Here is a 23,914-nt window from a genome sequence, read left to right as displayed (position 1 = left end):
TTTGCTCAAGAAACTTTAATGTATCGCGTACGGATTCATCTGAAAGGGTGTAAAATTTTTCGGGTTCATAAGATTTGCTTATTGCAATCGTTCCATTTTTTGAAATTCCGAGAGACCTTATGATCTGGGTTACTCCATTTATTTCGCCGTCAATAAAATCTGGTACATTGTATCCCATGACTTGGAAGAATAGATACCCCTTACTTGTATTTCAGAAAGAGATGTTATGAATAATTTTATTTCCTGTTCGTCTTTTAAAAAAACAACTCCCGATTCTTTTTTCGTATCGTCTTCGGTTTTCCTTATTGAAATCGATTTGATATCTTTTTCTTTCAAATTTTCTTGAAGTACATCGTGGAATGAAAAGGATTTCGCATTCAGAACATAATCATAAAAGTAGGGATAACCGTATATCCCTAGATTAATAAGGGCAATGACAAGCACAACCGCAGAAAGAACGGGGCGATGTTTTTTGTTCACTCTATCCCTCCTGTTTAATGGCAAATTTATATTACATATATTTTACCAGAAAATATAACTTAAAGAACCACAAAATCCGATTCAGGAAGGGGTGGAAGAAGTTATGTGCAAAATAGCGGATTTGGTGAAATAGTCCGGCCGCCTAGTCGGAAGCAAGACTACACTGGAAAAAGTCAGCAGAGGTCATAGTACGCAGCAATACGGAAGGAGCGAACTTCGAGCAGTGGAAATAAGCGAGGATTTCGTGGATACTTCCCTGCTTTACATTCTTTCTCGGTAACTCGATGCACTTCATAATCTGTCTCGACTGCGTCCCCTGTACGATGAGATGCAGCCCAGATTCGGTTAGGGAGCAGCTTAAGCGAAAAGATGGAGAGAGGGACACGAGCCCATTTTCACGCCCATACATCGGCCGTTCAATCGGCTTTTCACCTTGGAGTTCTATCTGACATTTTTCCATACATTGATCGCGAACGCCAAGACCGCCAGCATGGAAATGATACCCCCGCCGCAAAGTAAAATGCCGCTGCCTTAATGAAGCGGACTCCGACCGTCATCCTATTCCCCCATCCTGCATCAAATTGGTTATACATATGAACGGTGGGACTTGTTTATTACGAGCGTCGGACCAATCCTGCAAGAGTGCAGGATTTTTCCCGATTTTCGCTCGTTGGGAGGGGAATGGATGCATTCATACATCAATTTCACCCGTTCCAGCTTTCAATGGGGATAACCCGAGGAAAAAGATGCAGTTTTGCAGGATTGGTCCGGAATGGGCCCCTCAAGGAAAGCAAAGCTGCATATTTGCAGGATTTATTGCTGTTAATCATCAACCTTATTAACCAATAATGAGACTAAATACCAGATAACAGAGTTACGGCCTGCTCTTTCCGTCACCCGCTGCATGGAGCGCTTCACCCCAACGGCAAAAAACCGGGTCCCCTCGGGAACCCGGTTCATGCAACGGCTGCAACCCGCTATACATTGCGCGGTGCAGCCGCTCGCGCTATTCAAGTCTGGCCAGCATGACAGTACTCGCGGGCAAGATTAGCCCAACGTCAGCACTTCATGCCGGGAGGCGAGCTGGACGAATTCGCCCATGCTTGAAATCTCCCCCGCCTCGAGTTCGTCCGCGATGCCGTAATGATCGACGCATGTCTTGCAGGCGAGCACAGGCACTCCCGCCTTCGCCAGATCGGCCAACTGCAGCGAGGCCATCGACTTGGAGGTCAGCGCAAGCACCCCACGATTCATGCAGAAAATCGCGGCCGGAAGCTCTTCCTGCTGCTTCAACAGCGTCAGGAAGGTCTCCAGCACGGACGGACCAAGCCCGTTCTCTTCGGCGCCGATACGATCCGACGTCAATAGAATGACTTTGTTTTTCATGACACCCACCCTTTCCTCAGCATGTAGCCTTCGACTCTTGGATGGGCATCGCCTGGCGCTCCCGCCATTCCGCTTCCGCACCGAGTTGCGCGGTTCAGGGGCAGGGCCTCAGCAGTCCCCAACCCTGACTTGGCAGTACGGAGCCACTATCAGCAAGTACGGAGCCACTGTATCAGCAGCCCGAATCTCCCCTTGGCAGTTCGGAATCACTCATCAGCAGCTCCAACAACTCCCCGGCGGCTCATCCCGTTCGAAGTTACTTCTTCGGCAGCTCGAATGAGCTTTTCAACGATACGATAAGATTGAATACGATGCGTCCGTCATTCGTATATTTCGGATCCGCATTGAAATAGCCGTGGCGGAAAAATTGATACTTGTCATGGCCCGCGACATCCTTCATATTCGGCTCCACGAAGCCCTGCTCCACGACCAGGGAAGACGGGTTGATCCGATCGAGGAACGTCGAGTCGCCTTCGTCCTCCGTCTCGTCGAGAATTAGCGGCTCATAGAGCCGGAATTCCGCCGGAACCGCCTGGGAAGCCTCGACCCAGTGAATCGTTCCCTTCACCTTGCGGCCGGTGAAGCCGCTGCCGCTCTTCGTCTCCGGATCATACGTGCAGCGCACCTCGATAACTTGGCCGTTGCTGTCCTTGATCACTTCGTTGCACTTGATGAAGTACGCATGCTTCAAGCGGACTTCATTGCCCGGGAACAGGCGGAAATATTTGCTTGGCGGATTCTCCATGAAGTCGTCCTGCTCGATGTAAATCTCGCGCGAGAACGGAATTTGGCGGATCCCCATCTCCGGATTCTCCGGATTGACTTCCGCGTCCAGCCATTCGATCTGGCCTTCCGGATAGTTCGTAATGACGACCTTCAGCGGCTTGAGCACGCCCATCGTGCGCGGCGCCTTCAGCTTCAAATCTTCACGGATAAAATGATCGAGATACTTGGAATCGACGGTGCTGTTCCCTTTCGTCACGCCGATCTCCCGGCAGAACGTCCGAATCGATTCCGGCGTGAAGCCGCGGCGGCGCAAGCCGGAAATGGTCGGCATCCGCGGGTCGTCCCAACCGTCCACGATCCCCTCGTCCACGAGCAGCTTCAGCTTCCGCTTGCTCATGACCGTATTCGTCATATTGAGGCGCGCGAATTCGTATTGATGCGGCGTAGCCTCCATCTCGCATTCCTGCACGACCCAATCATACAGCGGACGCTGATCCTCGAATTCGAGCGTGCAGATGGAATGAGTGATGCCTTCGATCGCATCCTCCAGCGGATGGGCGAACGCGTACATCGGGTAAATGCACCATTGGTCGCCGGTGTTATGATGCGTCGCATGCGCAATGCGGTAAATGACCGGATCGCGGAGATTGATATTCGGAGAGGCCATGTCGATCTTGGCGCGCAGCACCTTCTCCCCATTTTGAAATTCGCCGTTCTTCATCCGTTCGAATAAGTCCAGATTCTCCTCGATCGAGCGATCGCGGTACGGGCTGTTCTTCCCCGGTTCGGTCAGCGTGCCCCGCATCTCCCGTATCTCGTCGGCGCTCAGGTCGCAGACGAAGGCTTTGCCCTTCTTGATGAGCAGGACGGCGCGCTTGTACATCTCGTCAAAATAATCGGAGGCGAAATAGAGCCCATCCCAATCGAAGCCGAGCCAGCGGACATCCTCCTTAATCGATTCGACGAATTCCGTATCCTCCTTAAGCGGATTCGTGTCATCGAAGCGGAGATGCGCGCGGCCCTTGAACTCTCGGGCCAGCTCGAAATTCAGGCAAATTGACTTCGCATGCCCGATATGCAAATATCCGTTCGGCTCGGGCGGGAACCGGGTCACGATCTTGTCCACCCGGCCTTCTTCCAGATCATTCACAATAATATTGCGAATAAAATTCGATGTAGCATTGGGGTTCTCCACCAGCAATCAACCTTTCTCTGTCTAGCGCTTTGTCTATTAATATACCCATATCATGGGGGGACTTCAACTCTGATCGGCCGGGAACCAATTCTCGATCAGCGCGGCATACTCCCGTTCCGAAGCGGCCTGCTGCCGTTCCACGCTCACGGCTTCCTCCTCCAGGCGCCGAAGCGTCGCCTCAACGTGCCGAATCGCCTCTTCCACCCGTTCCAGCGAACGGTTAATCCGGCCCTGCACCATCCAATCGGTCAGGAATCCGTCGAACACATAATCGGCGAAGGTAAGTCCCGCGCCGATATTGACGGCCTGTGCCGTCTGCCGCAGCTTCTGCACGTCTTCCAGCTCCCGGCCGAAGCGGCGCAGCCGGTGATTGGCATCGTTCAGCTCGGCCTTCGCGTCGTCATACCGATTATGCTTGAGGTGGGTCGCGATCGTGCCGCCGCCGAGCATATCGTACGTTCCCCAACTGCGGGCGGAACGGAACTGTTCCTCGGCCCGCTTCAGGGCGCGCAGCGCGTCGCGTCCCGCCTGGATGGCCTCGTCCAGCTCGCGCTTCTCCGTCTGCAGCCGCGCCCGCCCGGAGATGAGCGCATCCAACTCGGCTGCCACGGTCCGGTCGCAGGCGTGAAGCAGACGCTCCTTCTCATCGATGGCCCGCTGCAGCTCCTCATCCGCCCCGCTGACGCCGATCAACTGGCGGCGCCATTCCGCCGCATCCGCCTCGGCCTGGCGATAAGCAGCCTGCGCCATCTCGTATTGCTCTTTGGAGCGAAGCGCCTCTTCCTCTTCCTGCTCAAGCTTGCGCTCCTTCTGTCCGATCAGCGTGAAGAAAAAGTTCGCCATCGACCAGGACCGCAGCCGTTCGACATCCTGTTCTTCCTCGCGCCACCACTTTTCCAGACGTTCCAGTTCCGCCCTGCACCGCTGACGCTCCCGCTCGGCTTCCTGCAGACGGGTCTCATACTTGTCCTGAAGTCTTCCATTCAGCCGTGCCCGCTCGATGCGCCGCTGCAGTTCATGCCATGTCTGTATGCCATCTCCTCCTTTTCCCGCGTTCCTTACCTATTTATACGAGAGGAACGCCTCCCGGGATGCGTCCGAAGCGCACGAGGCAGGATGCAGCGCAGGCGCAATCATTACACGAGCATATTATACAGAGTCGCGTTTTTATTCACTTCCACGTACTGGATGCCCCGCTTCTTCATCCGTTCGATGAGCGGCTTATAATCCTCGGTATGCTCCAGCTCGATGCCGACCAGGGCGAAGCCGTCATCCTTGTTATGCTTTTTGTTATATTCGAACCGGGTAATGTCATCATTCGGTCCGAGCACATCCTCCAGGAATTCACGCAAAGCGCCGGCACGCTGCGGGAAGTTCACGATGAAGTAATGCTTCAAGCCTTCATAAATGAGAGACCGTTCCTTAATCTCCTGCATCCGGTCAATATCGTTGTTGCCGCCGCTGATGACGCAGACGACATTTTTGCCGCGAATCTGATCCCGGTACAAATCGAGCGCCGCGACAGGCAGCGATCCGGCCGGCTCCACGACAATCGCATTCTCGTTGTAGAGCTGCAGGATGGTTGTGCAGGCTTTGCCTTCCGGCACGAGAATGACATCATCAAGCACCTGCGAGCAGATCTCGTAAGGCAGCTGCCCTACCCGCTTCACGGCGGCGCCGTCGACGAACTTGTCGATCTTCTCCAGCGTGAGCACTTCATGGCGTTCCAGCCCCGCCGTCATCGAGGCTGCCCCTTCCGGCTCCACGCCAATTATCCGGGTGGACGGACTCACGGTCTTCACGTACGTGCCTACGCCGGCCGCCAAGCCGCCGCCGCCAATCGTCACGAAGACATAGTCGGCCGGCACATCAAGCGACTCCATAATCTCCATGCCTACCGTGCCGCTGCCTGCGACGATATACGGATCATCGAAAGGATGAATGAAGGCGCTGCCGTTCTCTTCGCAAATGTTCATGGCCGCTTCATAGGCATCATCGAAGGTGTCCCCCGTCAAAACGACTTTGACGAACGATCCGCCGAAGCGCTTCACCTGGGTTACCTTTTGGCTCGGCGTCGTAGTTGGCATCACGATCGTGCCCTGAATCTGAAGCGCTTGGCACGAATAAGCGACTCCCTGAGCGTGGTTGCCCGCGCTGGCGCACACGATTCCCTTCTGCAGATCCTCGGCGGACAGATGGCGGATCATATTATAGGCGCCCCGGATTTTGAATGACCGGACGATCTGCAGATCCTCCCGCTTCAAATAGACATTGCATTCATATTTGGCGGATAAAATCGGGTCGCGCTGCAAAGGCGTCCGCACAATGACTTCCTTCAACACATGGTGGGCACGGACGATATGCTCCATCGTCACGGCCGGTGCAGGATGAGTCGTCTCCATGTCACATTCCTCGCTTTCGGTCGGTATACAGTCTAGTGTTGGGCAATTGCCGGGAAAATAAAAAAACTCGTCCCAAAAAGGGACGAGAGTTACCGTGGTACCACCCTTGTTCCGCGAAAGTCCGGATTCGCTTGCCGAATCCGCTTCTGCGGCGCTTGGCCGCGGCAATGCCGCGCATCCGGGTAACGGCGGATGAGCCGTCCGCGCTTACTGGGCGCCGCCAGGCGGCATACGGTTCAGCGCGGCATCTCGGAGAGGATATTCAGCTGGTCCAGACATCGACTCGCACCGGCCGTCGACTCTCTGCGGACTGCATCCCAGCTTACTTGTTCTCGTCATCGATTCCAATAACGGTTCATGAATTGTATCCTATTATTATGAACATGCGTCCGGCTTCATGTCAATGGGCACGGTTATAAATTGTTCAGCGCCCCTAAACGCGGACATTGGATTATTCCTGGCCGACAGCGGGTTGGGCCGGCTGCACAGGCTCCGGCGTTTTCTTCATCCGCAGAATCGGCAGCATGACGGCGATTCCGACTATGAATAGAACCGCAGAGATCTCATACATGGTCGTAATGGAAGTCAAATTTTTGATCCATCCGGAGATCGACATCATGATGACCATCGCCCCCATGAACAGCGGCGTCAGGATGCCGTTGACGCGGCCAATGAAGGACCCTTCCGTATTTTGCAGAATCATCGTGTTGATGCCGATCTGAATCGACGGCAGCATCAAGCCGCTGATGAACTGCGCCACAAGCGTAAGCCACAATTGGGTCGACATGCCGGCCATCCAAATCCCGATGCTGCTGAACAGCAAGCCGATCGCCAGCATATGCTGCGGCAGCAGCCGCTTCGATATGCCCATCGCGATGGCGCCGCCGATCATCATCGCCACGCCGTTCGTCATCATCAGATAACTCAAATTCTCCTTCGGCAGCCCAAGGCGTTCCGTCACGAGGAAAGCCCCCATAGGCTGAATCATCCCGATCGCCAGCCCTGCAAAGGCGAAGCAGCCGCCAAGCGACTTCAGAAGCTTGCTTTTCATCACATAGCGCAAACCGGCTCCAAGCTCATCCCATACCCGGGAAGCCTTCCCCTTCGCTTCATCCTCCCGAGAATCGCCAGGAAGGAACGTCAATGAGATTGCCGACAGCACGAAGGCCAATCCGGTAAGAACGAGCGATGTCGTAATGCCGTAATGCTGGAAAATCATCGTGCCGATGACCGGGCCGAGCACCATGAACAGCGCCACCATCGTCTGGAAGATGGACATTCCCGCCTGCATCATTTCGGCCGGAACATGCTGCTTGAACAGCTTCATGGAAGAAGGCTGCGAGAATTGCGACAGAATGGCCGAAATGAAGGTCGTGAAAAAGACGGCCTGCCACGATCCGAGCAGGATGGTCACCAGGACGGCGAACACCGACAAGGCGCTTAATATATCACACCATATCATGGTGCGCTTCGGTCGCCAACGGTCGGCGAAGGTTCCCCCGATGAACGAAAAGACGAAGATCGGAGCGAACTCTGCTACCGATATCATTGAGACCGCAAAGGCATCTCCGTTCGTCATCTCCATGACAAATAACAGCACGGCGAAGTTGCGGATCCAGATGCCGACCTGCATGAACAATCCCGCCATCATGATGGCTTGCACGAACCGGTTCCGGAACAGGCTGAATACCGAGTCATTTTTCTTAGCAGTTGCTGCAGAATTCATGTACATTTCCCCCCACTCTATCCTCAATGCGGATGACTCCGCTTTGGAATTTTTTCTGAACTTGCATGGTTTCTTCTCTCTGAACTCAATTAGTGTACTGGATCATCACCGCTTTTCGCAATCATTTTGTTTCAAAAATTTTGTGTAGATGTTGGATGCGGGATCAGTGCTGCGCTCCGCTCTCTTCAAGGCGTTCCGGAGGAAGCAGTACTGTGCCGCGGCTTAACGCTGCCGCGCCGCTTCCGAACAGCCTTCAGCCACAATTCAGTGTACCGAAAAAGCGGGAATGCTTGCATCCGCAACCAGCAGGAACTTCTCCTGCGTCCCGGAGAGGAACCAAGGCTCCGTCTCGGGTTGGATAGCGTCTCCGTCTCTGGACCGATCAGAACGGCTCGAAGGCCTTTTCTGCTCTATTTCGTTGGGCTGCTTGCGCCTGATCCGGCTTGCAGCACGCTATATTAAGGAAGAAAGGTAGCGGAAGAACAAGATCGGGATCCTTATGTCATAAAATGGAATGCAAGAAACGTTATACATTACTCTGGTAACGTGGTAATGTTTTAATTAATTATTATCATCAAGTGAGGTTGATCTTTTACATGAATGCGGTTCTTCTCTCTCTCGCGGTATTATTCGGACTAAGCCTGCTGCGAGTGCATGTCGTCCTCGCCCTGATCGTGTCCGCCATCATCGGCGGCTGGGCCGGGGGGATGCCGATCTCGAACACGATCTCGGCCTTCTCCGAAGGGCTGAAGGACAACGCCGGCATCGCGCTAAGCTATGCCTTGCTTGGCGCTTTCGCCGCCGGGCTGGCCGAGACGGGGCTGCCCGAACGGCTGGTGCGGCGCACGGTTCGGCTCGTCCGGGGCCGATCGGACAGCGGCCCGGTTCGCGCCTCCGTCCGGTACGGCGTATTGGCCGCGATCGCCGGCATCGCCTGCCTGTCGCAAAATGCGGTGCCCGTTCATATCGCCTTCATTCCCGTGCTTATCCCGCCGCTCCTCATGCTGTTCAATGCGGCGCGGCTGGACCGGCGGGCCGTCGCGTGCGCGCTCACTTTCGGGCTGATTACGCCATACATGCTCCTGCCCGTCGGCTTCGGCGCCATCTTCCACGATATCGTGGCAAGCAATATGACGCAGAACGGCCTGGCCGTCGACGCTTCCCAACTGCCGAAGGCGATGCTGCTTCCGGCGATCGGGATGGTGGCGGGCCTGCTGTTCGCCATGATGATAAGCTACCGCAAGCCGCGCCGATATGACGAAGGAGCTGAGCCCCAACCGGCTGACGCAGCCGACGAGGGCTCCTCTTCCGGCAGCCGCTTCGCGGCCGGAGCCGGCATCGCCGCCATCGCGGCCATGCTTGCCGTGCAATTAAGCACAGGCTCGATGATCTACGGCGCGGCCGCCGGGCTGGCCGCGCTGCTGCTCTCGCGCGTCATGCCGCTCGGCCGGGCCGACCGCGTCCTCTCCGACGGCATGCGGTCGATGGCCTACATCGGCTTCGTCATGATGTCGGCAGCCGGCCTTGGCGCGGTGCTGCGCGAGACCGGGCATATCGAGTCGCTCGTCCAAGCGGCCGTCAGCATGGTCGGCGACAACCGGGCGCTGGCGGCCATCCTGATGCTCGCCATCGGCCTGCTCGTCACGCTCGGCATCGGGTCGTCATTCTCGACGATTCCGCTGATCGCGACCGTCTTCGTGCCGCTCTGCGTCGAGCTTGGCTTCAGCCCGCTGGCGACCGTGGCGCTCATCGGCACGGCAGCGGCGCTGGGCGATGCCGGATCCCCGGCCTCGGACAGCACCCTTGGTCCGACCGCAGGGCTGAACGCCGATGGACAGCATGATCATATATGGGACACCTGCCTGCCGACCTTCCTGCACTATAACGTGCCCCTCCTGCTGTTCGGCTTCCTCGCGGCCATGATGCTGTAAGCCGGCGTTCGAACAAGGCGCGCCCTTCCGCAGAGGAGCGGCTAAGCAGCCTCCGCAACGCAGGTTCCGGGCTGCATAGGCTCCTGGCTGCGCAACTTCCGGCTGCGCACGCTCCCACAGGCGCAGACGCCTGTCAAGGAGCTCACGCAGGGCCGGGACTGGCAGCGCAAGCTTCCGCAGAGCAGACGCCTGGCAAGGCGGGCTCCCGCGCCTGCCTAGCTTGCGCAGCGGGGCTACACGCCGTAGCAGCGCTTCGCGTTGGCCCGCAGCAGCGCGGTGGCCTCGCCGAACTCCAGCCGCTGCAGCGCGGCCCATGACGCGGCGACGTCGCGCACCATCAGCGGGAGCGTGACCTGCCCCGCAAAAGGCCCTTCGAACGGCCACGGCCCGTCTGTCTCCGTCATGACGCGCTCTGGCGGGTAGCGAAGGGCCAGCTCCCGGATCTCGGCTTCATAGGCGAGGTCCGGCGTGAACGAGATATAGTATCCGTTCCCGGCCATCCGCTCCGTCGTCTTCGCGTCTCCCTTGAACCAATGGAAGTGGGCCGTGCGCACGCTGTACCGTTCCAGCAGATCGATGACGAGCGGCGCGTCGTCGTAGACCGCATGCAGCACGATCGGCTTATCCCACGCGGCGGCACGCTGCACGAAGGCCTCCAGCAGCTCCAGATAAGCGCCGCGGGGGAAGGCGGCCTCGCTGCCCTCCGCGCGGACCGCTTCCTGCCTCATGTAATAGGGCAGGCCGACCTCGCCGATGGCGATCATCTCGTCGCGCCGCTCATCCATCCATTGCAGGAGCGCGCTCCGCTCCGGCTCGGAAGGCAGCGCTTGCTCGGGGTGGTAGCCGTACGCGGGGTGAACCCGCCCCGGATACCGCTCCGCCCAGCGCTGCACCTCGCGGCACGAGGCCGCATCCATCGACACGGCGATGACGCCGTCCAGTTCTTCCGCGTCCAGCGATTGCTCCAGCAGCGGCCGCTGCTCCGGACCATATCCGTCGAGATGGATATGGGCATCCATGAAGCGGAGCCGCTCCGTGCCTGCAGCGATATGATTCCCTTCCATTGTCCGCACCTCTCCTCTTCCTATATGATGATGGATGCCGGAATACGGGGTTTCCGAACGTGGATGCCGTCCAGGGGCGGCTGCACGTGGCTGCTCTACGTAGAGGCAGTACGTGAATGCCGTACGCGGATGCCGTGCGTAGCTGCTTTACGCAGATGCCGTACGTGGCTGCCGTACGTAGCTGCTGTACGCAGATGCCGTACGTGGCTGCCGTACGCGTCTTCCGCACGGGACTGCGCTACGTGGATGCCCTGCCTGCCATACGTAGCTGCCGCCGCGAGCAGCGGATCCCGCCCCCTTCTCTTCCGGCAGAGTGAAGATTCATTTTAGACAGATCGACTTAACCAATCCTGCAGTAACGCAGGATTTTACACAGAAAACACTTCTAAATGAAGAAATTCCTGCAAAACTACATCAATTCCGTCGAATATAGGTCATTTGGGGCTTTGCCTTGGAAAAATAATGTAATTTTGCAGGAATGGCATTGCACCGACATTCCCTCAAAACTAAAGCTGCATAATTGCAGGATTGCGGCGGGTTCGCACGTCATGGAGTGCAGTGTGAGACAGTATGCGATCCAGATAGGCCAGCATGCCGCACCAGGCAAACAGTAACAATACAGAAAACGCAGCATGCCCCACCAGGCAAACAGTAACAATACAGAAAACGCAGCATGCCGACCAGGCAAACAGTAACAATCCAGACAACGCACCATGCGGTACAAGCATGACAGTCTTACTGCACTAGCCGCCCTTCAGTCACCCGACACTCCCGCCCCGAAAAAAGACGCTGCGCTCCCGTTCAGGCAGCGCAGCGGCCTACGGCTGCAGCGATACACAGCGGCCCTGATCAGGACACCGCTTCCTCCGATTTGGCGCCGGGGCCTTTGCCGGCGGCGTCATCCATCATGCGCGCATTGCCCATCAAGGCAATGCAGATAAGCGCCAGGCCGACCGGAATCAAGGCCCAGGCGAAGATGCCGGCGATGGAGTCGGCGAGCGCAGCCGCCATTCCCTTCATCGCCTCCGGCGGCAGATCGGCGCTGCCTCCGCCGCGCAGCAGCTCTTCGGGCTTGATGTCGGCCGGCATCGCTCCGCCCGGCATCATGTCCTTCAGCCGCCCGCTGAAGAAGGAAGACTGGAGCGAGCCGAAGACCGTAATCCCGATCGTCATGCCGAGCGAGCGGCAGAAGGATGAAGTCGAGTTCGCCGTTCCGCGCTGATGGTAGCTCATCCCGTGCATGGAAGCCATGCTGAGCAAGGAGAAGGAGAAACCGACCCCGAGTCCGGTCAGCACCATGTACAAGGTGACCAACGCGTGAGGAGTGTCCACGGACAGCGTGCTCAGCGACACGATGCCTGCCGTGAACAGAACGCCCGAGACGATCATCAGCTTGCGGAAGCTCGTCTTCGCGGCCAGAATCCCGCCGATCGAGCTCGTGACGACCGACCCGATCATCATCGGCGTCAGCACGAGGCCGCCGTTCGTGGCCGACCCGCCGTACACGCCCTGCACGAACATCGGAATGTAGACCGTCGCGATGACGAACGTGACGCCATAGAAGAAAGCGACCCCTTGGCTGGAGGCGAACAGCCGCTTCCGGAAGAGAGCGAAGGAAATAATCGGCTCCTTCGCATTCAGTTCGAACAGAACGAACGCGATAAGGAAGATGACGAATGAAGCGAATAACCCGATGATGAACAAAGAATTCCATTCATACCCTTCCTTGCCGCCCAGCTCAAGCGCGAACATCAGGCTGACGACGGCGACCACCAACGTAACCGCGCCGCCCCAGTCGATGCGCTGCTTGGACTTCGCCGCACTCTCCTGATAGAACTGGGCAATCAGCCACAAAGACACAATGCCGAGAGGCAGGTTAATGTAGAACACCCACTCCCAGCCGATATATTCGGTAATATAGGCGCCGAGCAGCGGCCCAGCCACGCTGGAAATGCCGAACACCGCTCCGAACATGCCGGTCATTTTCCCGCGCTGCTCTAACGGAAAGACGTCATAAATAATCGTAAAGGCGATAGGCATCAAAGCGCCGCCGCCAATCCCCTGGATGGCGCGGTAAATCGCCAGCATCATGATGCTGTCTGCCGTCCCGCACAGCATGCTGCCGGCCAGGAAGACGAGCAGGCCGAAAATGTAAAACCGCTTGCGGCCGTACATATCGGAAAGCTTGCCGAAAATCGGCATGCCGGCCATGGTCGCGACCATATACGCCGAGGTGACCCAGACATACAGCTCGAAGCCTCCCAACTGGCCGACGATCGTCGGCATCGCTGTCGCGACGATCGTATTGTCCATCGCCGCCATCAGAATCCCGAGCAGGAGCGCTACCACCACCAAGCTCAAGTTGCTCTTTTGAGCCACCATATCTCATTTCCCTCCTTCTATGTACCGGACCGGCTTCGGAAGCCGGTCCTGATTCACCCGCGATCACTTCGCTGCCGAAGCCGGGATAACTTATTATATAGCGTCAACTTTCCATTTACCAGTAAAAGTTATTCACCCGAATTTGCCATAAAAGATGGAAATTCCCCGCCGGAGAATCGGTTCCGGCCGCTGGAAAATGGGCCTGCTTCTCCCTGCCCAGGCCAAAAAGGGACGGCGCTCGCCGTCCCTCTCCCCTTATTTGTCCAGTCCGCCCGTTCCCTGCCGCTGCGCCTCCAGGAGCATCCCGGCCAGCTCCCGCTTCAAGCGGAGAAAGGATTCCTCCCCCGTCAACGCATCGCGCCGCGGCCGCGGGAACGGCACAGCCACCTCCCGCAGCACGCGGGCGGGGCGGCTCGAGAACACGTAGATCGTATCGGAGAGCAGCAGCGCTTCTTCGATGCTGTGCGTAATGAACAGCACGGAGCGCCGGTGCTGCTCCCACAGGCCGATGAGCCAGCGCTGCATCTCGGTGCGGGTTAAGGCGTCGAGCGCGCTGAACGGCTCGTCGAGCAGCATCAGCTCATGGGGGCTCATCAGAGCGCGCAGGAACGCGACGCGCTGCTGCATGCCGCCGGACAGCTCGTGCGGATACGCCCGCTCATAGCCGGACAAGCCGATCTTCCCCAGCCACTGCCGCGCTTCCGCGCGGGCTTCCTTCTTCGGCCGGCCGCCGATCTCCTGGGCCAGCATGACGTTCTGCTCCACCGTCCGCCACGGGAAGAGCGCCGGCTGCTGAGGCATGTAGCTGACATGCCCTGTCCGCCCCGCCGCCTCTTGTCCGTTCATCCGGATATGGCCGTCGTCCGGGAGCAGCAGGCCGCCGATCAGATGGAACAAGGTGCTCTTGCCGGAACCGGAGGGGCCGATGATAGAGACGAATTGCCCCTGCTACACCTGCAGCGACACTTGGTCCAGCACCGGCAGCCGTCCTTCGCCGCGGCCGTTCGTCCCCGGATAGGACATGTCGACCCGCTCCAGCTCCAGAGCGGGCGGGCGGCACGGCGGCACGGGCAGCCTCGCCTTCTATCGAATCGGCCAGATGGGCCGTTGCTTTCATAGCGCTTCCCTCCCTCATTTGTCGTTCTCCTCGGGCCGCCTGGTGGAGCGGATGATCATCCGCTCCACCAGGCGGATCGCTCCGAACATCGCCAGACTGAGCAGAATGATGACGACGATGCCGAGGAACATCCGGTCGACGCGGTAGGCCGCTTTTTGCAGCATCATATAATAGCCGATGCCCTGATCCGTTCCGAGCCATTCCGCGATTACCGCTCCCATCACGCTGTAGGTGGCGGCGATCTTCAAGCCCGAGAAGACGGAGGGCAGCGCATGCGGCAGCTCCAGCTTCCAGAACAACTGCGCCCGGGTCGCCCCCGTCATGCGCATATAATGAAGCATCGTCCGATCCGTCTGGGTAAGGCCGTCGAGGGCGGCGACGCAGACCGGGAAAAAGCAGACGAGCGCAATGACGATCACCTTCGGCAGCAGGCCGAAGCCGAACCACAGCATCAGCAGCGGCAGCAGCGCGATCGTCGGCACGTTTTGGCTCAATATAATGAGCGGATAGATCGCGCGCTTCAGCCAGGGGAGCGGATGGAGCAGGCAAGCGAGCGCGAGGCCGATCCCGGCTCCGGCCCCGAAGCCGATCAGCATCAGCTTCAGGGTAGCCAGGGCGTGAAGCAGAATGCCGCCGCCGTTGGCCGCCGCTTCGCGGGCAATATCAAGCGGGCTCGGGAGCATCCATTTCTCCACATCGAACAGCATGACTCCCATCTGCCACGCCACGATGAACAGCAGCAGGGCCGCCACGGGCGGTCCCGCCGCTGCAAGCCGTCTTTTCATCCCGCCGCCACCTTCCTGCGCATTCCTGCCGCACCTAGGCGGTTCGTCCTCCTCATGCCAATTCCTCCTCTCGATGCTAATCCCGCTCTTGGTGCCGATTCCGGCTCGAACCGTCCGTCCCGGAGAGGGCAGACCCCTTGCACGGATTATCCGCTCTCATTTATCTGACGCCGGCTGTCATCGCCCGCTCCCTGAGCAGCGCCAGCGTCAGGCTTCAGGCAGGAACTCATTCGTGAACGTCTTGTCGATATCGATCGGCTTCTCCATCAGCTTGTTCTGCAAAAGCCAGTTCGTATAGTTTTCCCATACTTCCCGCTTCTGCTCTCCCCAGCGCGGCGCATCGTCGCGGTATTTCGGGCTGAGCCAGCGCTGGCTGGCCATGACCAGTTCCTTGTCCAGGTCAGGCACCTGCTTCAACAAAATCTCGCCCGCCTGCTCCGGATTGTCGATCGCAAACTGATATCCCCGGGAGACGGCCCGCATGAACGCCTTGACCAGCTCGGGGTCGGACTCGATCAGCTTCTCGCTTGTGGCGATGACCGGAGTGTAGTAGTCGAGCGCATCCGAATATTGATTGACGTACATCATATCGATCGGCTCGCTGCGCAGCTCGGCCTCTATGCCCGTCCACCCGTAGAAAATCCAGGCGAAATCAATATCCTTTTTGACCGCCGTAAAAAAGTCGGCGGAGCCCATATTGATGTTCTTGATCTTGTCGTAGTCGGCGCCATCCTGCTCCATGAGCGTCCGCAGCACCATTTCCTCTACCGGCGAGCCCCAGCCCCCGTACGTCTTGCCTTCAAAATCTTTGGGCGACGTAATGTGCTTGTCCCGCGGGGCGGCGAATCCGGACGTATTATGCTGAATGATGGCCGCCAAAGAGACGATCGGCACATTCTGCGTGCGCGCCAGCGTAATGCTCTCCTGCACGCTGACCCCGAACTGCGCGGCGCCGGAGGCGATCATCGCGTCGGCTCCGCCCGTGCCGGGCTGAATAATGTTCACTTTCAGCCCTTCGGCTTCGAAGTACCCCTCTTGCTGGGCCACATACACCCCGGTATGGTTCGTGTTCGGCGTCCATTCCAGCACGAACGTAATCTCGCGCAGATCCTTCGGCGCTTCAGCGCCTTGGGCTCCGCTTCCTTGCGGCGTCGGGGCAGCGCCTCCTCCCCCGCAGGCGGTCAACAAGAACATGAGCGCCAAGGCAAGTCCAAGCGCTCCTTTTTTTCGTGGACGCATGCTTCTCATCCTTCTCCTCTTCCCCTTTCCGATTAGCCTGTAACTCAGGCGGTAGAGACGGCCTTGCTCCTTCTCTGGCATACGATCCGGTTGAGTCCCGGCACAACGGCGTCCTGCCGAGCCCCTCCCTGATGAGCGGATGCGCTAAGCACTCGCCCGGATCCAAAAAAGCGCCCCTCATCGGGGCGCTTACGCTATCCATTACCTATGCGCATGCATGGCGGCAGCTCGAATGGTACGGCGCGTTCCATGCGGAGCATTCCGCTTGCCCGCCCGCGATGTGAACACGGATGCGGTGCATCGGAATCGCCGGCCGCAAATGAACGCCTCCGCCGTTCGGCATGGCGCCATTCTCATTCCTACGCTGGCATTACCCAGATCAGGTGTAAGGGTCAGTATCTTCACGGGATACGATCTCAGCCGGCCCTATTCCAGCCCCCCTAGTATGCATATTCAGTTGCCGTTTCACATGCAATTATAGACCTCGTCCGCTCCCTTGTCCAGCCGTTATCCGGGGCAGGAGCCGCATCTCCCATACCTTTCTTGTGACGAAGCACATAGCAATCCGCTTTCCGGTTCGGGTATGATGGCCCTGGAGGGATGTTTTCATGAAAAAACGACTTGCATGGGTTGGGGCAACCGCGCTCGCCCTCATCTTCGGAACCGCGGTATACGCCTCCGGCAGCGGCGACAGCGGCTTCGGCCAAATGCTTTCCCATATGAAGCAGATGCATCCGGACATGACCGATACGCAGATTGAGGAAATGGTGCAACACTGCCACGGATCCGATCGCCAGGCTGTCCGCAGCCAAGGCATGATGCGCGGGGGCATGATGCATAACCAAATGATGCAGAACGGACATTGGTATTGATCACATATATCAACGACCGAGTGAAGCAAGGGGTTCCAGCCGCTAATCAGCGCAGGAACCCCTTTTTGTACGGGGAATCAGGCCGTCCGACCAAGGCGGAATCGGAGATCTCGCGGCAGACATCCCGCGGCGATGCCTGGCGCAATATAAGGCTTCTACCGCCCCAAGTGGATGACCCATTACGAACGCTCTCTCCCCAGAAACGTTCCATGTGAAACATGGCGCATTTTGTCAAAAAAGCTCGGCCGTTATCTCGGCGAGAGATGTCCCTGCCGCCGCATAATGCCCCTTTTATCGCCCGCTGATGCCATCGTCAAATCCCAACGCGGCAACAGCGAAGCCGCGCCTTCCGGGTTCAGCTCGCTGCCTATCCGATGATAGCTTGGACTTCTTCCCTTCGCCGACTTGCCGCTGCGCTTCCGCCCGTATTTTTTCGATGTCCGCATTCACAAAAAAACCGCCCGGCTCCGCATCTTGTCTGCGAAGCCAGGCGGATATCTCTCCCGCAAGCTATCGTCGGTCCATCCTGCCTTCCCCAGTGGCGGACAATTCCATTCCGGGCACGCGGAAGCTTCTCGCCCAATACAAAAACGGCGTTGACGCTACCGACAGCAGCAGCTTGACGACATAGGTCGTCAGCAAAATTTGGAACCATACATCCCATTGGTAATAGCCGGCAAACGCGATCGTGCAGAAGACGAACGAGTCCGCCAATTGGCTGATTCCCGTGCTCCAGTTGCTGCGAATCCATAACTGGCCCGACTTCGGGAACCGTTCCCGCAGCATGCTGAACAGCTTGACATCGAGAAATTGACTGACGAGATAGGCCGTCAGGCTCCCCGCGGCGACCCGCGGCATCAAGTCGAAAATATGCGCCAGCGACGCCTGCGCCGTCTGGGCAATCTCATCTCCTTGAGGAATGAAAGCAAGGGCCATCTGCATAATAACGGTTGTCATGATGAGCATGAAAAATCCGAACCAGACCGCGCGGCGCGCTTCCTTCGGTCCGTATTTCTCGTTGAGCAGATCCGAGGTCATGAACAGGCTGGCATTCGCCGCGTTGCCCAGCGTCATCACGATGCCGAACATCTCGATCGTCTTGCCGACCTGAATATTGGCGAAGATGGTCATGACGCCGACCCAGGCGAACAAGCCGCTCTTGCCGAACAAACGGTAGCACAGCAGAAAAAAGCCGAAATTGGCCAGGACAAACAATATCCCCCATATGAAATTAAACATTCGGTACTCCCCCTAGTTTTGATTACGCGGGATGGTTGCGAACCGCGGTGCGATGGCACACAGGGGTATACTTTACCATAGACCGGGTCAATTGCCAATGCCAAAAACTCATTGTTTTCCTTCCATCACTCTCCTCGGCCGGCATGCCCGCTGCGGCCCTGCCTTGCCGGGCGGCCGCCCCGATCAGGTCTGTATCGCGCGAACGGTCGGGCGGCGGCCGCCGATCCTTCTGCATCAAGCGTATTGCTCGGGCCCATGCCCCGTTTTCGTCCGCATCAAAGCGTACGGCCTCGGGGCCGTCCCGCCGATCCGCATCCCCGCTGCCCGGCGTTCACCCTTGACGCTGCGCGAAAATATGCAATAATCAAGACATGTAAGCGAATTCATGACAGAATACGACAGACAGGGGACATCTATGATAACGAGCCGTCAACAACGAATGCTTCAGCTTCTGATGGAAGCTCGCGATTATATCCCGATACAGCACTGGGTTGATGAATTCTCCATCTCCCCCCGCACCGTCCGCCATGATCTGCTTCAGCTGGAAGACTGGCTGGCCCGGCACGGGACCGTGCTGGAACGGAGCCGGACATGCGGCGTCCGGCTGCGGCTGCAGCCCCGGCAGACCGAGCTGCTCGTGCAGAAGCTGGCGCAGCCGCCCGACACGGTCGACGCCAAGGAGAGGCTGGCGCTTCTGCTGAAGCGGCTGCTGCAGCAGACCAGCATCCATATGGGGAAGCTGATGGACGAGTACGGCATCAGCAAGAACACGCTGCTGGTCGATCTGGCCGAATGCAAGCGGTGGCTGGAGGAACGCCGCCTGACGCTCGCCAAGCAGCGCGGCATCTTGAGCGTGGGCGGCAGCGAGCAGCGGAAGCGAAGCGCCTATCTGGAGCTGCTGCGGGCCGAATTGACCGACGACAAGCTGATGCGCTTCGTCTGGGACAGGCAGGCGGAGCGCCAGGATCCTTATGGGGCGCTGCTGTGGAATTCCTGGTTCCAGGTTGCGGACGCCCGCTTCCTGTTCGATCTCGTGCAGCGGCTGGAGGATCTGCTGCAGGTGCAGTTCACCGATGCGGGCTATTCCACGCTCACCCTGCATCTGCTCATGGCGATGGAACGGCTGAAGCATAAGCATGCGATCGAGATGGAATCGGGATTGCTGCAGGAGCTGCAGGCCCATCCGGCCTACCGCCTGATTCAGCTCCGGATCCGGCCGGAGATCGAGCGCCACTTCGGCGTCGCGTTGCCTGACGCGGAGATTGGCTATATTACGCAGCATGTGCTCGGCGCGCAGAAGCAGCAGCTGCCCGAGCAGGAAGAACTGTTCCACGCGCTGGCGCAGCGCATTATCGAACGTACGGAGGAGATGCTGGAGTCGCCGCTGCAGCTGACCGAACAACTGGTGCAGGGTCTGGCGATTCACCTGAAGCCCGCCGTCTACCGGGCCAGATTCGGACTGCAATCCAACAACCCGCTCCTCCCGCAGCTGGAGGAGCAATACGGTGCGCTGCTGGCATCCCTGGAGCGCATCGTCAACGAGGAGGTGGCCGGCTTGTCCGTCACCTTCGATCGGGACGAGATCGGCTATATCATGCTTCATATCGGCAGCGGGCTTACGCCGAACGTGACGTATTCCCCGAAGCGCGTCGCCATCGTATGCGGTTCGGGCCTGGGCACCTCGGCCATTATCGAGCGGCGGCTCTCTGTCCTGTTCCCCCAAGTCGAGATCGCCGGCACGTACTCCTACAAAGATTCATTGAAGCTGCGGCTCCAGGATGCCGACGCGGTGCTGACGACGATGGATATCGGGCACCCGCTTCCCCTTCCATGGATGAAGGTGTCTCCGCTGCTGACGGAGCCGGAGCAGAAGCGGATTGCCGCCTTCCTCGGCGTACAGCCGGCTCCCGACACGGTGGCCGCGGCGGCGATTCAGACCGTCAACGACGTGCTGCGCATCGTGGAGCGCCACGCCGACATCCGCCATCGCGGCGAGCTGCTGGAGGAGCTGCTCGCGCTGTTCCAGGGCGGACCGCTGCATCGGCAGGAGGAGGATTGCCGCCTCAGCCGCCTGCTCCCGTCCTCTGCCATCCGGCTGCAGCTTGACCCGGCCGATTGGGAGGCGGCGATCCGCATCGGGAACGGTCTGCTGTCCGCTCACGGATGGACGGACGCTGCCTACGAGGAGAGGCTGCTCGCGATGATTCGGTCGCAGAAGCATCACTTTATTTTTCATGAAGGAATCGCCTTCCCGCACGCCTATTTGCCCGATCATGTCCGGCAGACCGGGTTCAGCCTCGTGACCTTCAAGGAGCCGATCCCCTTCGGTCCGGCGGGGCACCCCGTATGGCTTGTCATCACGTTGGCGGCGGTGGACAAGGAGAAGCATATTGCCGCCCTGAGCACGCTGCTTGAGGCGCTCAATGAGGCCTCTTTCCTGGGGGCGCTCCGTACGGCGTCCGATCCGGACAAGCTATGGCGGCTGTTGAAGCAGAAGGAGGACCTATGCGAAAAATAATTGTAGCGTGCAACAGCGGTCTGGGGACGAGCCTCATGATCCGAATCAATCTGGAAGCGCTGTTGAAGGAACTGGGCGTGTCCGCGGAAGTGGAGCATACGGATGTCACGTCCATGTATGCCCACGGCGCCGATATCATCATCGGATCCTCCGTCATTATCGATGGCCTGGACGCCGGTCACGGCGTCGAGGCGATCGGGCTGGACGACATCCTGGACCGCCAATATTTGAAGCGCAAGCTGCTGGACAGCCCGGCCTTCCGGCAGTGGCTGCCCGCAGAACGCCGGGAGGATATCACGTGACATGAACCCCGCCCAATTCATTAACAAAGGTTTGCTCGGGGAGCCCGCCCTTCTGCTCGGCTTCATCGCCTTCCTCGGCCTTCTGCTGCAGAAGCAGCCGGTGCAGCGGCTGGCCAACGGCACGATCAAGACGATGCTCGGGTATACGCTGCTCCAGATCGGGGCGGCCGCTGCGGGCTCATCCCTGTCGAACCTGTCCGCCATCATTCAGAACGGATTTCAGATCATCGGCATTATTCCGCATAATGAGACGATCACCGCCCTTGCCCAAATCAATTACGGCGAAGAAATCGCCTTGATTATGCTGTTCGGCATGGCGCTTCATCTCGTGATCGCCCGCTTCACGCCGATCAAATACGTCTTTCTGACGGGCCACCATATGCTGTTCATGGCCTCCATGCTGGCCGGGCTGCTCATGTCGATGGCTTTGCCGCTCTGGCAGACGGTCCTTATGGGCGCGACGGTGCTGGCGGCCGCGATATCGCTTGGCCCCTTCATCGCCCAGCCCTATGTCCGCAAGACAACGGGAGACGACCAGTTCGCCATCGGGCATTTCAACAGCATCGGCTACGTCCTGAGCGGCTGGATCGCCTCCTGGTTCCGCCCGGGCTCCGAGCCGCCCGAGCCGGCGAAGCTGCAGAAGCTGCGCGCCTTTTTCCAGGACCATATGAGCGTCATCACGGTGTTCACCTTCGGCTTGTTCCTCGTCTCCGGCTTGTTCACGCCGTCCAACCGTATGGAGGAGATGTTCTCGGGACGGCATTTTATCGTCGTCTCGCTGATCCAGGCGACCTGGTTCGCGGGCGGATGCTATATCATCCTGGCCGGGGTCCGCATGATGCTGTCCGAGATTATCCCCGCGTTCAAAGGCATCGCCGATCGGTTCGTGCCAGGGGCCATCCCTGCGCTCGATTGCCCGGTGCTGTTCAAATATTCGCCGTTCGCGGCCATGTTCGGCTTTTTTCTCAGCTTCGCGGGCGGCATTGTCGCGATGATCGTGCTGCTCCAATTTCAATATACGGTCATCATTCCCGGCGTCATCCCGCATTTTTTCTCGGGCGGCGCGGCGAGCGTCATCGCCTACAAGACGGGCGGACGAACAGGCATGATCGCCGCCTCCCTCATCCACGGCTTCGTCATCACGATGCTGCCGGTGCTGCTGATTCCGCTGCTGTCGAATCTGGGTTTCCTGCGGGCGACCTTCGCCGACAGCGACTTCTCCGTCATCGGGGTGGCCGTCCATTCGATTGTGCGGCTGTTCTATTGAGCGAGGCGCCGCTCCGGAACTCATCACCGGAAGATAACGAATATTCGCATGTATTAAGTACCTTGCCCGAACGGCCCCGCGCCCGAGGCAAGGTACTATTTTTTTGCCGCAGCAAACGGCAGGAACTTGGACTCACACCCATGTAAGCGTATCCAATATAATGGAGCCAAATCAAGCCAAGGGGGATCTACACAATGAGAAAATGGACAAGCATGCTCACTTCACTCGTCTTGATGGCCGCCCTGTTCGCGGGCTGCGGTTCGTCCGGCTCATCCGGCACGGCGGCGGACGGCGCCCAGGGAGACAAGCCGGCGGCATCCGGCAAGCTGACCGTCTATGTCGGCTTCCAGGAGGACCATGCCGTGGAGGCGATGAAGCAGTTCACCGCGGATACGGGCATCGAAGCCGAGATGATCCGGATGTCCGGCGGCGAGATTCTCGCCAAGATCCGGGCCGAGAAGGACAATCCGCAAGCCGATATCTGGTATGGCGGGCCGGCCGACACCTTCGTGCAGGCGGTGAGCGAAGATCTGCTGCAGCCGTACCAATCGCCGATTGCGGACAAAATCGATCCGAAATATAAAGATCCGGAGGGCTATTGGACCGGCATTTACGTCGCGCCGCTCGGATTCGCGGCCAATAAGGAATTCCTGGAGAAGAAAGGCGTCGAAGCGCCTACGAAATGGGAGGATCTGCTGAACCCGGCATTCAAGGGCGAGCTCGTCATGGCCAACCCGGCCTCGTCCGGCACCGCGTACTCGGCGGTATACACGATCTTGAAGGCGTTCGGCGGCGAGGAGCAGGGCTTCGAATACTTGAAAAAGCTGCATCCTCAGGTGCAGCAGTATACGACGCTCCTCCGGGGCGCATGGTCGGCATGGGCGAAGCCGGTGTCGGGGTGCTGTTCGCGCATGACATCATCAAGTATCAGGAAGAGGGCTTCGACAGCCTCGTGCTGACGATACCGGAAGACGGAACCGGGTATGAGACGGGAGCCGTCGCGATTATCAAAAATTCCAAAAATCAGGAGCTGGCGAAAAAATTCATCGACTGGTCGCTCTCGCCAAGCGCGCAGGAAGTCGGCAAGCGGGTCGGCAGCTTCCAGAACTTGACCAACCCGGAAGCGGTCGGGCCGGACAAGGCGATCAAGCTGTCCGACATTCATACGATTGACTACGATGTGATGGAAGCGGGCAATGAGCGCCAGCGCCTCATCGACAAATGGAACAAAGAAGTCAACAAGAAATAACGCGTCTGTCCACGGGCCGGTCTCCGGCCCTCCG

Annotated in this window: 21 protein-coding genes, 1 riboswitch and 1 other annotated feature; of the genes, 7 read left to right on the top strand and 14 right to left on the bottom strand. The window is 58.6% G+C overall.

Translation table 11 applies throughout. The features are described 5' to 3' along the window. Positions 1–138: 138 nt before the first annotated feature. The 6 genes from OCY70_RS09395 to OCY70_RS09370 all read right to left on the bottom strand — a co-directional run bounded on the left by OCY70_RS09395 (position 139) and on the right by OCY70_RS09370 (position 7,921). Positions 139–480 carry a hypothetical protein gene (locus OCY70_RS09395; RefSeq protein ID WP_249724554.1) on the bottom strand — a complete coding sequence of 114 codons (342 nt, stop codon included), beginning with the start codon at positions 478–480 and terminating at the stop codon, positions 139–141. A gap of 1,047 nt (positions 481–1,527) precedes the next feature. Beyond that, positions 1,528–1,866 (bottom strand): DsrE family protein, encoded by a 339-nt coding sequence (locus OCY70_RS09390; protein WP_213426603.1) that lies wholly within the window; start codon positions 1,864–1,866, stop codon positions 1,528–1,530. A gap of 256 nt (positions 1,867–2,122) precedes the next feature. Further along, positions 2,123–3,787: a glutamine--tRNA ligase/YqeY domain fusion protein gene (locus tag OCY70_RS09385; RefSeq protein WP_213426604.1), complete on the bottom strand. Its 1,665-nt coding sequence runs from the start codon at positions 3,785–3,787 to the stop codon at positions 2,123–2,125. Between the two features lie 63 nt (positions 3,788–3,850). Further along, the gene (locus OCY70_RS09380) at positions 3,851–4,630 is read right to left on the bottom strand and encodes a hypothetical protein (protein WP_213426605.1); all 780 of its coding nucleotides are present in this window, start codon (positions 4,628–4,630) and stop codon (positions 3,851–3,853) included. A gap of 293 nt (positions 4,631–4,923) precedes the next feature. Beyond that, positions 4,924–6,189, bottom strand: coding sequence for a threonine ammonia-lyase IlvA (gene ilvA, locus OCY70_RS09375; RefSeq protein WP_213426606.1), 1,266 nt, complete (start codon positions 6,187–6,189; stop codon positions 4,924–4,926). Positions 6,190–6,264: 75 nt separating this feature from the next. Next, positions 6,265–6,537: a binding site (T-box leader), on the bottom strand. Between the two features lie 103 nt (positions 6,538–6,640). Further along, on the bottom strand, positions 6,641–7,921 hold the full coding sequence (locus OCY70_RS09370) for an MFS transporter (protein ID WP_373871414.1): 1,281 nt from the start codon (positions 7,919–7,921) through the stop codon (positions 6,641–6,643). A 590-nt stretch (positions 7,922–8,511) separates the two neighbouring features. Between OCY70_RS09370 and OCY70_RS09365 the strand changes: the two genes are divergently transcribed. Next, positions 8,512–9,846, top strand: a complete 1,335-nt coding sequence (locus OCY70_RS09365; protein ID WP_213426608.1) for a Na+/H+ antiporter family protein — start codon at positions 8,512–8,514, stop codon at positions 9,844–9,846. A 233-nt stretch (positions 9,847–10,079) separates the two neighbouring features. On the opposite strand, the gene OCY70_RS09360 is transcribed toward OCY70_RS09365, so the two are convergent. From OCY70_RS09360 to OCY70_RS09335, 6 genes are all read right to left on the bottom strand, one after another. Beyond that, on the bottom strand, positions 10,080–10,910 hold the full coding sequence (locus OCY70_RS09360; protein WP_213426609.1) for a TatD family hydrolase: 831 nt from the start codon (positions 10,908–10,910) through the stop codon (positions 10,080–10,082). A gap of 849 nt (positions 10,911–11,759) precedes the next feature. After that, entirely contained in the window at positions 11,760–13,292 is a 1,533-nt protein-coding gene (locus OCY70_RS09355) for an MDR family MFS transporter (protein WP_213426611.1), read from the bottom strand. Positions 13,293–13,547: 255 nt separating this feature from the next. Beyond that, positions 13,548–14,189 (bottom strand): ABC transporter ATP-binding protein, encoded by a 642-nt coding sequence (locus OCY70_RS09350; RefSeq protein WP_373871415.1) that lies wholly within the window; start codon positions 14,187–14,189, stop codon positions 13,548–13,550. A 234-nt stretch (positions 14,190–14,423) separates the two neighbouring features. After that, on the bottom strand, positions 14,424–15,194 hold the full coding sequence (locus OCY70_RS09345; protein WP_213426612.1) for an ABC transporter permease: 771 nt from the start codon (positions 15,192–15,194) through the stop codon (positions 14,424–14,426). Positions 15,195–15,401: 207 nt separating this feature from the next. After that, a complete protein-coding gene (locus OCY70_RS09340) occupies positions 15,402–16,433 on the bottom strand; it encodes an ABC transporter substrate-binding protein (RefSeq protein WP_213426613.1) in 1,032 nt (343 codons plus the stop codon). Positions 16,434–16,638: 205 nt separating this feature from the next. After that, positions 16,639–16,776, bottom strand: coding sequence for a hypothetical protein (locus tag OCY70_RS09335; protein WP_213426614.1), 138 nt, complete (start codon positions 16,774–16,776; stop codon positions 16,639–16,641). Next, a riboswitch (TPP riboswitch) is annotated at positions 16,771–16,885 on the bottom strand. It overlaps the preceding gene by 6 nt. 156 nt (positions 16,886–17,041) lie before the next feature. On the opposite strand from OCY70_RS09335, the gene OCY70_RS09330 reads away from it, so the two are divergent. Then, a complete protein-coding gene (locus OCY70_RS09330) occupies positions 17,042–17,305 on the top strand; it encodes a hypothetical protein (RefSeq protein WP_213426615.1) in 264 nt (87 codons plus the stop codon). A gap of 248 nt (positions 17,306–17,553) precedes the next feature. Here the strand turns inward: OCY70_RS09330 and OCY70_RS09325 are convergent, their stop codons facing one another. Beyond that, positions 17,554–17,751, bottom strand: a complete 198-nt coding sequence (locus tag OCY70_RS09325) for a hypothetical protein (protein ID WP_213426616.1) — start codon at positions 17,749–17,751, stop codon at positions 17,554–17,556. A 64-nt stretch (positions 17,752–17,815) separates the two neighbouring features. Beyond that, positions 17,816–18,544: a queuosine precursor transporter gene (locus OCY70_RS09320; protein WP_213426617.1), complete on the bottom strand. Its 729-nt coding sequence runs from the start codon at positions 18,542–18,544 to the stop codon at positions 17,816–17,818. Positions 18,545–18,959: 415 nt separating this feature from the next. On the opposite strand from OCY70_RS09320, the gene OCY70_RS09315 reads away from it, so the two are divergent. The 5 genes from OCY70_RS09315 (at position 18,960) to OCY70_RS36100 (ending at position 23,880) form a co-directional block, all read left to right on the top strand. Next, positions 18,960–21,062, top strand: a complete 2,103-nt coding sequence (locus OCY70_RS09315; RefSeq protein WP_213426618.1) for a BglG family transcription antiterminator — start codon at positions 18,960–18,962, stop codon at positions 21,060–21,062. Next, positions 21,050–21,364 carry a PTS sugar transporter subunit IIB gene (locus tag OCY70_RS09310; RefSeq protein ID WP_213426619.1) on the top strand — a complete coding sequence of 105 codons (315 nt, stop codon included), beginning with the start codon at positions 21,050–21,052 and terminating at the stop codon, positions 21,362–21,364. Before OCY70_RS09315 ends, OCY70_RS09310 begins: the two co-directional genes overlap by 13 nt. Before the next feature lies 1 nt (position 21,365). After that, the gene (locus tag OCY70_RS09305) at positions 21,366–22,631 is read left to right on the top strand and encodes a PTS ascorbate transporter subunit IIC (RefSeq protein ID WP_213426620.1); all 1,266 of its coding nucleotides are present in this window, start codon (positions 21,366–21,368) and stop codon (positions 22,629–22,631) included. A 194-nt stretch (positions 22,632–22,825) separates the two neighbouring features. Then, complete coding sequence (locus tag OCY70_RS09300; RefSeq protein ID WP_390955138.1) at positions 22,826–23,590, top strand: extracellular solute-binding protein; 765 nt, start codon at positions 22,826–22,828, stop codon at positions 23,588–23,590. Beyond that, positions 23,509–23,880, top strand: coding sequence for an extracellular solute-binding protein (locus tag OCY70_RS36100; RefSeq protein WP_390955137.1), 372 nt, complete (start codon positions 23,509–23,511; stop codon positions 23,878–23,880). The genes OCY70_RS09300 and OCY70_RS36100 overlap by 82 nt, the downstream gene beginning before the upstream one ends. The last annotated feature ends 34 nt before the right edge of the window (positions 23,881–23,914 follow it).

This window comes from Paenibacillus melissococcoides, from assembly GCA_944800085.1.
Lineage (GTDB): Bacteria > Bacillota > Bacilli > Paenibacillales > Paenibacillaceae > Paenibacillus_B > Paenibacillus_B melissococcoides.
Note: the sequence above shows the minus strand (reverse complement) of the source record. Positions and strands in the feature narration are given on the sequence as shown.

Bases quoted from the DNA above. Each gene is read 5' to 3' on its own strand.
- OCY70_RS09390 (WP_213426603.1), bottom strand. From the start codon at position 1,866: ATGAAAAACAAAGTCATTCTATTGACGTCGGATCGTATCGGCGCCGAA.
- OCY70_RS09380 (WP_213426605.1), bottom strand. From the start codon at position 4,630: ATGGCGAACTTTTTCTTCACGCTGATCGGACAGAAGGAGCGCAAGCTT.
- ilvA (WP_213426606.1), bottom strand. From the start codon at position 6,189: ATGGAGACGACTCATCCTGCACCGGCCGTGACGATGGAGCATATCGTC.
- OCY70_RS09370 (WP_373871414.1), bottom strand. From the start codon at position 7,921: ATGTACATGAATTCTGCAGCAACTGCTAAGAAAAATGACTCGGTATTC.
- OCY70_RS09365 (WP_213426608.1), top strand. From the start codon at position 8,512: ATGAATGCGGTTCTTCTCTCTCTCGCGGTATTATTCGGACTAAGCCTG.
- OCY70_RS09360 (WP_213426609.1), bottom strand. From the start codon at position 10,910: ATGGAAGGGAATCATATCGCTGCAGGCACGGAGCGGCTCCGCTTCATG.
- OCY70_RS09355 (WP_213426611.1), bottom strand. From the start codon at position 13,292: ATGGTGGCTCAAAAGAGCAACTTGAGCTTGGTGGTGGTAGCGCTCCTG.
- OCY70_RS09345 (WP_213426612.1), bottom strand. From the start codon at position 15,194: ATGAAAAGACGGCTTGCAGCGGCGGGACCGCCCGTGGCGGCCCTGCTG.
- OCY70_RS09340 (WP_213426613.1), bottom strand. From the start codon at position 16,433: ATGCGTCCACGAAAAAAAGGAGCGCTTGGACTTGCCTTGGCGCTCATG.
- OCY70_RS09335 (WP_213426614.1), bottom strand. From the start codon at position 16,776: ATGCCGAACGGCGGAGGCGTTCATTTGCGGCCGGCGATTCCGATGCAC.
- OCY70_RS09330 (WP_213426615.1), top strand. From the start codon at position 17,042: ATGAAAAAACGACTTGCATGGGTTGGGGCAACCGCGCTCGCCCTCATC.
- OCY70_RS09325 (WP_213426616.1), bottom strand. From the start codon at position 17,751: ATGCGGACATCGAAAAAATACGGGCGGAAGCGCAGCGGCAAGTCGGCG.
- OCY70_RS09320 (WP_213426617.1), bottom strand. From the start codon at position 18,544: ATGTTTAATTTCATATGGGGGATATTGTTTGTCCTGGCCAATTTCGGC.
- OCY70_RS09315 (WP_213426618.1), top strand. From the start codon at position 18,960: ATGATAACGAGCCGTCAACAACGAATGCTTCAGCTTCTGATGGAAGCT.
- OCY70_RS09310 (WP_213426619.1), top strand. From the start codon at position 21,050: ATGCGAAAAATAATTGTAGCGTGCAACAGCGGTCTGGGGACGAGCCTC.
- OCY70_RS09305 (WP_213426620.1), top strand. From the start codon at position 21,366: ATGAACCCCGCCCAATTCATTAACAAAGGTTTGCTCGGGGAGCCCGCC.
- OCY70_RS09300 (WP_390955138.1), top strand. From the start codon at position 22,826: ATGAGAAAATGGACAAGCATGCTCACTTCACTCGTCTTGATGGCCGCC.
- OCY70_RS36100 (WP_390955137.1), top strand. From the start codon at position 23,509: ATGGGCGAAGCCGGTGTCGGGGTGCTGTTCGCGCATGACATCATCAAG.